This window comes from Acinetobacter sp. 251-1 (assembly GCF_030329305.1).
GTDB classification, from domain to species: domain Bacteria; phylum Pseudomonadota; class Gammaproteobacteria; order Pseudomonadales; family Moraxellaceae; genus Acinetobacter; species Acinetobacter piscicola_A.
This window is the reverse complement of record NZ_JACANS010000038.1, coordinates 1-6748: the sequence shown is the minus strand read 5'-3', so window position 1 is coordinate 6748 and position 6748 is coordinate 1. Positions and strand designations below refer to the sequence as shown.

At 37.1% G+C, this 6748-nt stretch carries 5 protein-coding genes; 2 read left to right on the top strand and 3 right to left on the bottom strand.

Translation table 11 applies throughout. The features are described from left to right. Positions 1 to 222: 222 nt before the first annotated feature. The 3 genes from HX129_RS17340 to HX129_RS17330 all read right to left on the bottom strand — a co-directional run bounded on the left by HX129_RS17340 (position 223) and on the right by HX129_RS17330 (position 3758). Positions 223 to 1107: an Mph(E) family macrolide 2'-phosphotransferase gene (locus HX129_RS17340; protein WP_000155092.1), complete on the bottom strand. Its 885-nt coding sequence runs from the start codon at positions 1105 to 1107 to the stop codon at positions 223 to 225. A 55-nt stretch (positions 1108 to 1162) separates the two neighbouring features. Then, positions 1163 to 2638 (bottom strand): ABC-F type ribosomal protection protein Msr(E), encoded by a 1476-nt coding sequence (msr(E), locus tag HX129_RS17335; RefSeq protein ID WP_000052512.1) that lies wholly within the window; start codon positions 2636 to 2638, stop codon positions 1163 to 1165. A gap of 601 nt (positions 2639 to 3239) precedes the next feature. Then, a complete protein-coding gene (locus HX129_RS17330) occupies positions 3240 to 3758 on the bottom strand; it encodes a plasmid replication DNA-binding protein (RefSeq protein WP_286435313.1) in 519 nt (172 codons plus the stop codon). Positions 3759 to 4827: 1069 nt separating this feature from the next. Between HX129_RS17330 and HX129_RS17325 the strand changes: the two genes are divergently transcribed. Next, positions 4828 to 5103, top strand: coding sequence for a hypothetical protein (locus HX129_RS17325; RefSeq protein WP_168382246.1), 276 nt, complete (start codon positions 4828 to 4830; stop codon positions 5101 to 5103). A 223-nt stretch (positions 5104 to 5326) separates the two neighbouring features. Further along, positions 5327 to 6478 (top strand): hypothetical protein, encoded by a 1152-nt coding sequence (locus tag HX129_RS17320; RefSeq protein ID WP_286435315.1) that lies wholly within the window; start codon positions 5327 to 5329, stop codon positions 6476 to 6478. The last annotated feature ends 270 nt before the right edge of the window (positions 6479 to 6748 follow it).

Sequence of the window (6748 nt, the reverse complement as noted above, 5' to 3'; positions counted from 1 at the left end):
GAAATTGCAAAAGTGCATATTCTAAAAGCGGACATTTTTACTTTGGAGAAACCGGACATTTCTATTTTGGAGTTACACAGGTTACTTCACATAAGAAATTTTATGTTAAATGATTGTTAGAAATGCCCCTTGATCGAGGCATTTTCTATAAAGAATACTAAAAACTAATTAAAGCCAACCAAGTTTCAAAACAAGGCAGTTCTCAGCAATCATATTTTTAAATTATATAACTCCCAACTGAGCTTTTGCTCCAACGATAAGGCTTTCATTTTGAGTTTCTAAGGCAAATAAACCATACATCAAAGGAGAGGCCGCTGCTCTTTCTAAAGTCTGTTCATATAGTTTATTCCAAACTTTACCCCCTAGTTTTTCATACTCGATGATTAGAGTTTTGAGGCTTTCTTCTCCAAACAAAGTTACATGCCCAGCAAAATCAATCGCTGGGTCATCTATATGGGCTGTTGACCAATCAATAACGCCTGAAACAGCTCCATCCTTTGAAGCTAGTACATGCCCAGCATATAAATCGCCATGTATAAATTGGGTGAAATCTGCCCATAGAACATCATTATCCAACCATTTTCTGTAGCGGGTTTCCAATTGCTCACTTATACCAATTTCAGATTTTACTAACTGCAAATTGTTTGCTATTTCAGGTCTTAAATCTGAAGGTTTCATAATTTTCAAATCATTTTCCCGAACTTCTTTTTCAGGAATACTATGGATTTCAAATAAGGTTTTTGCCAAAGATGTTATGTATTTCGGGCTATCTTTGTCCATATTCCAAATTATTTCATAGGTTTCAGCATCCAAATTTAAAACAGGATTATCTTTAAGTATGGGATAAGCCACTAATTCTGTAGATGAAATTCTCCAATCAGGAACCTCTACAGAAAGATGTTTTTTTACCAATTCTAAAATGCGTTTTTCTTTCTTGATTTGTTCCCTCATGCCATCACGACGAGGAATACGCAGCAACCATTGTTGCCCCTTTGTATCAAGAGCAAAAACGACCTTAAAATCAATGCCCATTTCATTGAAATTCATTTTGTCCGTAAGCAACAAGCCGTGTGCTTCAGCAAGTGATTGAATATCTTGAATTGTCATTTTTAATTTCCTTTAAAGAGTTCAATAATTAATGTTCGGATTAGATTGGCTATCATTAACAATCTCTCTCAAAAGTCTTGATGATTTTGTGGTCTTTGATCTCGTAGATAATGTCAGCAATATTATCGACCAATTGCTTGTCATGAGATACGAAGATAATAGTTCCTGCATAGGACTTCATCATTGTTTCTAATGCGGCAATACTTTTTAGGTCAAGATAGTTTCCTGGTTCATCCATAAGCAAAATATTATATTTTCCTAAAAGCATTTTGGATAAAAGCAGTTTGATGATTTCACCTCCCGATAAGTCGGATAAGTTTTTTTGAATATCATTCGCTCCGATCCCCATTGAAGCCAATACTGCACGAATTTCCGCAACTGTGTACTCGCACTCTTCCTGCATAAAGGAGAGCACAGATTTATGCGTGTTAAATTTATATCCTGTTTGTGTAAAGTAGCCAATTTCAGCTTTTGGAGATATGGTTAATCCATCAGCACGTTCTGATATCATTTTTAACAAGGACGTTTTCCCTGTTCCATTCGATCCAGTTATAGCGACTTTAGCGCCAAGCGGTATTATAAAGTTAGCGTCATCAAAGATAGTACGGCTACCAAATTTTAAGCTCAGACCATCTGCCGTAATCGGGAACTTATTGTGCAGTTCTAGGGCTGAACTTTGACGAAAACGAATAGAACGCAAATGCTCTGGTGCTTGAATATCTTCTAATGCAGCCAAACGCTTTTCCATACTCTTAGCTGCCTGATACAGTTTTCTTTGCTTGGTGCCAGTCATTTTTGCATGCCCAAGTCGTCCAGCACTTTCGGTAGAGTTTTTGGATTTTTCTCCTTTTTTCTTATTGTCTAATCGATTAGCTTGCTGGCGTTTTTCTTGCACAGCAGATTCTAATCGCTCCCGTTCCTTCATCATCAGCTCATATTCTACGGCTTGGTGTTGTCGCTCTTCTTCTTTTTGACGCAAGTAATCCGAGTAACCACCCCAATATTCCGTAATTTTACCGTCTTTTAACTCCCATATCTTGTCTACAACCATATCAAGAAAATATCGGTCATGACTGATAACAAGTAATGCTCCATCAAATGCTTTAAGTTGACCAATAAGTAGATCTATTCCATTGAGATCAAGGTGGCTGGTTGGTTCATCCGCTAGAATGCCATGTACTTGTTGGGAAAATGCGGCAGCAATTTTTGCACGAGTTTCCTCTCCGCCACTCATTGTGTCGTTTTGTACATTGGAAACACCAAGGCGAGATAACATTGCCCGGTCTTCGACCGTTTCTATTTCGATTCCGCCCAGTTGGCTGATATGTGCAAAATCACCAAAACGCTGTAATGTCGCTTCGGCTAAAACAATTTCGCCATTAAGTACTTTGAGTAAACTACTCTTTCCTGCTCCGTTATCACCCACAAGACCAATACGGTCATAAGAGTGAATTTCCAATTCATCAATATCCAAAACATCACGCCCAGCATAATCCAAGCGTATGTTTCTCGCTTTAATAATTAAACTCATTTTTATTTACTCCTGTTTAGCTCTTGAAATTTTTTATGCAGCAAACAGGATTTAGGTGAAAACAAAAGCTAGCATCACAGTGTCCTCCCAAAAAAAAAGCTATTCATCCACAGGGTGGACAAATAGCTAGTCAATTAAGTTATAACTGGAAACTATGCACTAAAAGCATACTTATAAATTAAGCATACTTTTACTTTATATATCCGCATATATTCTTAAAGACACAACAAAAGCCCACCATTATAAAATAGTGTCACTATGCAAATAGTTGTGTCTTAACGAATGCGGATAGAATGCATAAACTTACCTAAAAAATAAAATTCAGTTTTATGATAACTTTACTGTTAAAAGAAGTCTAGACAACCTTGTTTTATGCTTGGATATAAGGCTTATTTTAAAATAATAGTAGTGAAGATTTTCTAAAATTAACATAATACACGTTATACGAAACGTTCTGTAAAAATCCTTTTAAAACAATGTCTTATATCTGTAAAAACAGCCTAAGCAGTCACGCTCAGGCTGTTTTAGTGATTTTTCATGTTCCACGATCAATAAATAAACAATGTTCCACGGTTTTGATTAGTCTGATTAAATAGTCCTATCATCCATAGGGCTTGAAAAAACGGCTCCAGAAGCCCCTTTTTTCTGGTTCTGGCGCAATATGTTCAGGGACTGGAATACGCTTATTCTCGATAACCTCTGATTCTTTAGGAGTCATCACTATGACTTCCTCTTTTTCTTCTACTGTGGATTCTGCCTGTGTTGATCCAGGATCATCAGATTGTGTTGTATTGGTTTTTGGAGCTTCCAATAGGCGTTGCATAGTTTCAATTTGATTTTGATAGAAGCTTTCTCTATTTTTTGCATCATCTAGCTGATTTTTTAGAAGGTCTATCTGCTGTCTAAGTAGTAAAACTTCTGCCGAATTTGGACTGTCAACTTTTACAGGCTCTTTTACATCCTGTTTTTTGGATGGTTCCCCAAATACACGAATAGCTTCGGATAAATCAATCTTATTATCTGAATTTCTGCTTAAAATTCCTTTCTTTACGTGATTGTAAATAGTCTGCCTATTAATGCCGTAAAGCTTGGATAATTCAAGAACTGTGAGACTTTTCATGTTGTAAAGCCATGCCTATTGTTGTCTAAAGTTGGTGTCTAATAGACTGTAAAATTTACAGATATTGAGAGTATAGTTTTACATATATATCATGTAATTTTGCCGAATATTTATATGTGGGGATCACACAACGTGTCCAATACTTTAGGACGTGTTTAAAAAATGCGGAAAAACAAGGGAATAGATTTGATTTTTTTTCATTCAGTTAACAATTTTTTTTTTCAAAAGAGTGAAACTTTTTTTTTTTTGAAAAAGGAAAATAATCAATAAGATGTAGACGATTTTTTATAAAAAAAATTAAAAGAGTGAAACTTAAGGCATTGAAATGAGTAAAAAAAACTCGCCAATACCTTGCAGTATTGACGAGTTTTTCTTATATTCAGCGGTACGCAGTTATTTGATGTTGACGCATCAGATAACGAAGATCAGCAGAGCTACCAACTCGTGCGGATTTCACCAAAGGCTTGTACCTGTCCAACTATTTTTACAGTTATGGGCAGTAATTTCAAGTCTAAACCTGATTTGCTTCGTTATTGAATCGTTTTGTGTCCATTAAATACGCAACTTTTGTGTGTGCGAGTTTTGCCGACTTCTGCGTGTCCGTTTTTTACGGTAAGGCATGTGGTGTGGGTGGAAGGATTAAGCGACGCTAGCGCACCACAGCGATTGTCTTGCAATTGTGAGGCAAGAGTTGCTACTAGGGGAAATCGACAAAGCAACAGCGTGATGAGTAGTTCAGGGATGCTTTAAATTGTATGTTGGGGAAACCCTCGCAGAGAAAAGTGACCTGTTCGGTTTGAGAACGCGTCGATGCGGTGTGTGGATCGTAATCTCAGCCTACGTAGGGAAGCACAATTACCTACTGTCGTGGACGACCGATGCGTGGCTCCGTCAGCCCAAACGGTATTCGACAATACTTTTGAGCAAGCAATTTATTGCAAGCTCTTAGGGTGAGTATTGTCGAAACTCTCTCAACGTTCACCATCAGCCCAGAGGGCTTGCCCGAAGGCTGGTGGTGAACGTTGAGAGAGTGAGAACATTAAAACAATATTTTTTTATGGTGATAATAATGAAAACAAGAGAACGCGATATTCAATGGTTTGAAGCCATGGTCATAGCAAATAAATTGGGAATCAAAGCTATGACATCCCAGATTAAACGAGTTCGGAAAGAACTTAGGCAGAATGTTGAGGCTGATGAGAAGTCCATAGCTGTTTTACAACAGATTCTGGAACATTTACTTGCTTCTAGATCACTGTTGAAACAATACCAGGAAGACTTTAACTATATGCTGGATGTTCAAAAATTGTTGTCAATTGATCCAGATCTGTTAAAGGAAGTTTGATTTAAAAATTGGTTATGTAAAACGATACTGGTTGAGCCTTCGATTGGAACTCTTATTTATACAAATACCAAAATTGATCAAAAAAAACGCTATTTTATAAAAATGGTGTTTTTTATTCTTTTTTAATCAAAGATAAACTTTTATGCTTTCCGCATAAAAGGTATATTTTGATTAGATAATGATCTACTACACAACAACGAAAACAGACTGTCTTCTCAGTCTTATGCAATGCATTTCGAATGGAAGGGCTAAGTTTTGGTTTTCTGATACTGTGCTTTTTTCAAAGTTCCATCATGTGCTTCCAAAATTAATTTTGAAGTATGGCCTCGATCTGACTGAATCTGAGCGTAAGAAAAAATCGGACTACGGGGAACCAGTATGGAGTCTGGTCATCAATTATGATCCAGCCAAAAGTGAGGTATTCCAGTTTTGGTTATTTACCACAGGCTACAGAGAAGCGCGAAGAAGTAAGCTGACGCTAAAAGAAATACTCGCCAAAAATTCGAGCATGGTACAGAAGCAAAAGTTGAATAGTCTTTTGACAACCAAAAGAGAAAAACTGTTGCGCTATGGGAATTATGTACTGGGACAATACATTGAGTTTAGTGATCTTAAGCCACAATTTTCTCGGGTTTATTATCATCCTGAACGCTTTGGCGTTATTTTTAATGTTCATGCCAAGCGTGTAAAAACTATTGATAGTAACCAAGATCTGGTTTATCGGGTGTTTAAGCCTTTTGATGCATCTGATGTCAGGCGTTTTTCCAGTATTCAACGTATTTTCGGCTTTGCTTTTTTAGAAAATGAACATACACGTTGGAATCAGGCATCCGTGAGTGCATTTTTACTGCAACGGTTTGGAATTAAATTTAACGATGACGTGAGCTATAACGAGCGGTTGAAAGAGCTAACTCGTGCATTACGCGGGGTTCGTAAAAAGCATTTGGAGTTTTTTCAACGATATTCTCAGAAGAAAATCCGTTTTACCTGGTATCTATCGCAAGAATTTATGCAGTCGGCAACGCGGGAGTTGAATAAAAAAATTGATTTAATTTCGACTGAACAGGCTGATCGTTTGAAAGAAGCCACTTTTAGATTGAGTTCTAAGGGAACTTTTCATGGTACACGTCATCAAATTGGCACGTTACAGGCTAAAATGAGATCGATATTAAATGCCCGAAATCCCGAGCAGAAGAAGCTGAATCAAATGTATTTTCCAAAAAACTTACACTATGTACGCTTCACTGCCAAGAAGGCTTGGAGTATGAAAGAGTTTGAAGTGGCTTGTCGAAATGCAGATCAGATTTATTTGAATAAACGGAATAAGCGAAAGCCTAAAGATCAACGATTAAGAAGAGACAGAAAAAAATGCTAAAGCTTTTTTTCTTAAATTTCGCATAAGAGATTTTATGTTAAATCGATAATCAAAAAGCCCATGAAAGTAAGCCTTTTTTCATCCTTATGTGCCACCTTTTGATTTTGAAGCAATGTACTATGATAAAATTAATCCGTTAGGTCAGGTGGCCTAACTTAAATAAAAAAGTCTCCGACAAACCCGGTACGGTTCAGATCACCGCAAACAGGTTACTCGCCTGGGGATTCCCTTTCGACCCGAGCATCCGTATGAGACTCATGCTCGATTATT

What these genes read in the sequence shown, in the direction of transcription:
- HX129_RS17340 (WP_000155092.1), bottom strand. Translation starts at nt 1,107, where the DNA reads ATGACAATTCAAGATATTCAATCACTTGCTGAAGCACACGGCTTGTTG.
- HX129_RS17330 (WP_286435313.1), bottom strand. Translation starts at nt 3,758, where the DNA reads ATGAAAAGTCTCACAGTTCTTGAATTATCCAAGCTTTACGGCATTAAT.
- HX129_RS17325 (WP_168382246.1), top strand. Translation starts at nt 4,828, where the DNA reads ATGAAAACAAGAGAACGCGATATTCAATGGTTTGAAGCCATGGTCATA.
- HX129_RS17320 (WP_286435315.1), top strand. Translation starts at nt 5,327, where the DNA reads ATGCAATGCATTTCGAATGGAAGGGCTAAGTTTTGGTTTTCTGATACT.